The organism is Allosphingosinicella sp. (genome assembly GCF_036387215.1).
GTDB lineage: Bacteria > Pseudomonadota > Alphaproteobacteria > Sphingomonadales > Sphingomonadaceae > Allosphingosinicella.
This window is the reverse complement of record NZ_DASVUE010000023.1, coordinates 1-3,211: the sequence shown is the minus strand read 5'-3', so window position 1 is coordinate 3,211 and position 3,211 is coordinate 1. Positions and strand designations below refer to the sequence as shown.

2 protein-coding genes are annotated in these 3,211 nt (G+C 67.5%); one reads left to right on the top strand and one right to left on the bottom strand.

Annotated elements, in window-relative coordinates; translation table 11 throughout:
* A partial coding sequence (locus VF662_RS00995; RefSeq protein WP_464136643.1) for a M1 family metallopeptidase occupies positions 1-2,013 on the top strand: 2,013 nt, incomplete at its 5' end.
* Between the two features lie 6 nt (positions 2,014-2,019).
* On the opposite strand, the gene VF662_RS00990 is transcribed toward VF662_RS00995, so the two are convergent.
* Positions 2,020-3,211, bottom strand: a 1,192-nt coding sequence (locus VF662_RS00990; RefSeq protein WP_464136641.1) for an OPT family oligopeptide transporter, incomplete at its 5' end; no start/stop codon positions are given.

Genomic DNA, 3,211 nt, shown 5'->3' with positions numbered 1-3,211 from the left:
GTGACGTTCCAGACGACGCCGCCAATGTCGAGCTATCTGCTCTTCCTCGGCGTCGGCGATTTCGACCGGATCACCACCACCGCCAAAGGCGGCACCGAGATCGGCGTCGTCACCAAGAAGGGCGATGCGGAGAAGGGCCGGTTCGCGCTCGAAGGCTCGGCGCAGGTCGTGCCCTGGTTCAACGACTATTTCGGAACGCCCTACCCGCTGCCGAAGCTCGACAACGTCGCCGGCCCCGGAAGCAGCCAGTTCTTCGGAGCAATGGAGAATTGGGGCGCGATCTTCTCGTTCGAGAGCATCCTTCTCGTCGATCCGGCAATCACCACGGAAGCGACGCGGCAAGGCATCTTCGAGACGGCCGCGCACGAGATCGCCCATCAATGGTTCGGCAATCTGGTGACGATGGCCTGGTGGGACGATCTGTGGCTGAACGAAGGCTTCGCCTCCTGGATGGCGACCAAGGCGACCACGGCCCTCCATCCCGAATGGCAGCCTGAACTGTCCCGCGTCGGCGGGCGCGAGCAGGCGATGGGGCTCGATTCGGTGGCGACCACCCACCCGGTCGTTCAGCGCATCACCACCGTCGACCAGATTAGCCAGGCATTCGACGCGATCACCTATCAAAAGGGTGAGGCGGTGATCACGATGCTCGAGGACTATGTCGGCGAAGATGCGTGGCGGCGCGGGGTGCAGGATTATATGCGCACCTACCGGCTGAAGAACACCGTCACCGACAATCTCTGGCAGAAGATCGAGGCTGCCTCGGGCAAGCCGGTGACGGCGATCGCGCATGATTTCACGCTGCAGCCGGGCGTGCCGCTGATCCGGGTCGAGAACGCAACCTGCAACGGCGGCCGGACGAACCTGACGCTCCGGCAGGACGAGTTCACGCGCGACAGGCCGAACAAGCAGTCGCTTTCCTGGCGCGTGCCGGTGATCGCCTCCACCCTCGGTAGCAAGCAGGATGCGCGGACGGTGGTGACCGGCGGCGCTGCATCGCTCACCGTGCCCGGCTGCGGCCCGGTCATCGTCAACAGCGGCCAGACCGGCTATTACCGCACCCTCTACACCCCCGCTTTGCTCGAGCGGCTGACGGCGAGCTTCCCGAGCCTTCCGACGATCGACCAGATCGGCCTCCTCGCCGACACCTGGGGGCTCGGCCTATCGGGCCTTCAATCGGCGTCGGAAGCGCTCGACATGATTGACCGCGTGCCAGCCGACGCCAACCCGCGCGTCTGGGCGAGCGTGGCTTCGATCTTGGGCTCCATCTACCGCATGTATGACGGCGACCCGCAGCGGCAGGCGGTGGTCGGCCGCTACACCTCTGCCAAGCTGTCGCCGGTGCTGAACCGCATCGGCTGGGCGCCCAAGGCCACCGAACTTGCCAATGTCGGCGTGCTCCGGTCCAACCTGATCGCCACGCTCGGCTCAGTGGGGGACCGGGCGGTCGTGGCGGAGGCGACGCGGCGGTTCACCACCAACGATCCCTCCGTCCGCGCCGGACCACTCCGCAGCACCATCACCAGCGTCGTGGCGCTGAACGTCACGCCCGCCGAGTGGGACCGGCTCCGCGCGCAGGCGCAAGCAGAGACGAACCCGCTCGTGAAGGCTCAGCTTTACCGGCAGCTCGGCGCTGCGCGCGATCCCGCGCTGGCGCGGCGGGCGCTCGAGCTGGCGCTGACGCCGGAGCCGGGAGCGACGACCAGCCCGGGCATCATCAGCGCCGTCGCTGCGCGCCACCCGGAGCTCGCCTACGATTTCGCGCTTCAGAACCGGGAAGCGGTGGGCAATCTCGTCGATGCCTCCTCGCGCACCCGCTACTTCCCGCAACTTGCGGCCGGATCCGCGGACCCGGCGACCATCGCGAAAATCCAGGATTATGCGACGCGCTACATGACGCCGGAATCGCGCCGACCGGCCGATCAGGCGATCGTTGCAATCCAGGAAAGGGTGCGGGTGCGCCAGACGCGGCTTCCCGACATCACCCGCTGGTTCGAAGCGAAGCGGATCTGAGGCCGGTCAGCGTGGCTCAGCCGCACTGCGGCGGTAGAGCCACGCGACCAGCAGGATGAAGAGCAAGGTGCCCCCGATCGCGGCCGCGGTGGCGAATTCGTCGCCGACCACCGCGATCGGAGCATCGCTGCCGGAGCCGACCACCAGAGCGGCATAAGCGACGTTGAACAGGCTCTCGCCGACGATCATGCCGGTCGCCGCAAGTACGCCCATCCGCTTCGCCCGCTCGGGATCGCGGGAGGTCCGCTCCATGCGGCGGTCGTAAACATAGCCGACAACCGCGCCGATCACGACCGTGAGCGTGGTCGCCATCGGCAGGTAGATGCCGATGCCGACGCCGAGCGGGTGGAGGCGGAGCTTGCCGGTTCGGCTCAGAACCTCATCGATGATGACGATCACAACGCCGGCCGCGGCTCCGATGCCGATCAGGGTCCAGTCGAGGTCGCCGCCGAGCACGCCTGACGCGAGGGCGGACACGAGCGCCGCCTGAGGTGCCGGCAAGGCGCCTGCTCCTGCCCCTGGGGCGCCGGCAAAGCCGTAGGCGGTGTTGAGGAGGTCGAGCACGGGCGGGATCACCGCCGAACCGAACAGGACGCCGAACACGAGCGCCACCTGCTGCCGCCAGGGCGTCGCTCCGACGAGCTGCCCGGTCTTCAGATCCTGCAGATTGTCATTGGAGATGGTGGCGACGCCGAACACGATCGCGGTGGTGAAGATCGCATAGGCGATCAGCGCCTGCTCCGATCCCTCGCCGAGCGAAGGCGCAAAGAAGATTGCGAGCAGCAATGCCGCCGAGATGATGGAGAGGATGCCCACGCCTGAGATCGGGCTGTTCGAGGCGCCGATCAGACCGGCCATATAGCCGCAGACGGAGGCGATGAATGCGCCCGCCACCAGGATGAAAACCAGGGTGAGGCCGATCAGCGGCACGGAGACCGCCTCGAGCGGACCCCCGGCGATGAACTGCGCGAGCAGGAAGGCGATCGGGATGAGCGCTGCGCCGGACACGAGGGCGACGATGCCCATCGGGATGTCCCGCTCCTCGCGCGGCAGGCCCTCGCCTCCGGCCTTCCGCGCCCGCGAGGCGGCAAGCGCGCTCGTGATGCCCTTGAGGATCGGGCCCATGATCCGGAGCAGGGTCCAGATCGCGGCGACTCCGATCACTCCGGCGCCGATGAAACGCACCTGCGTCCGCCAG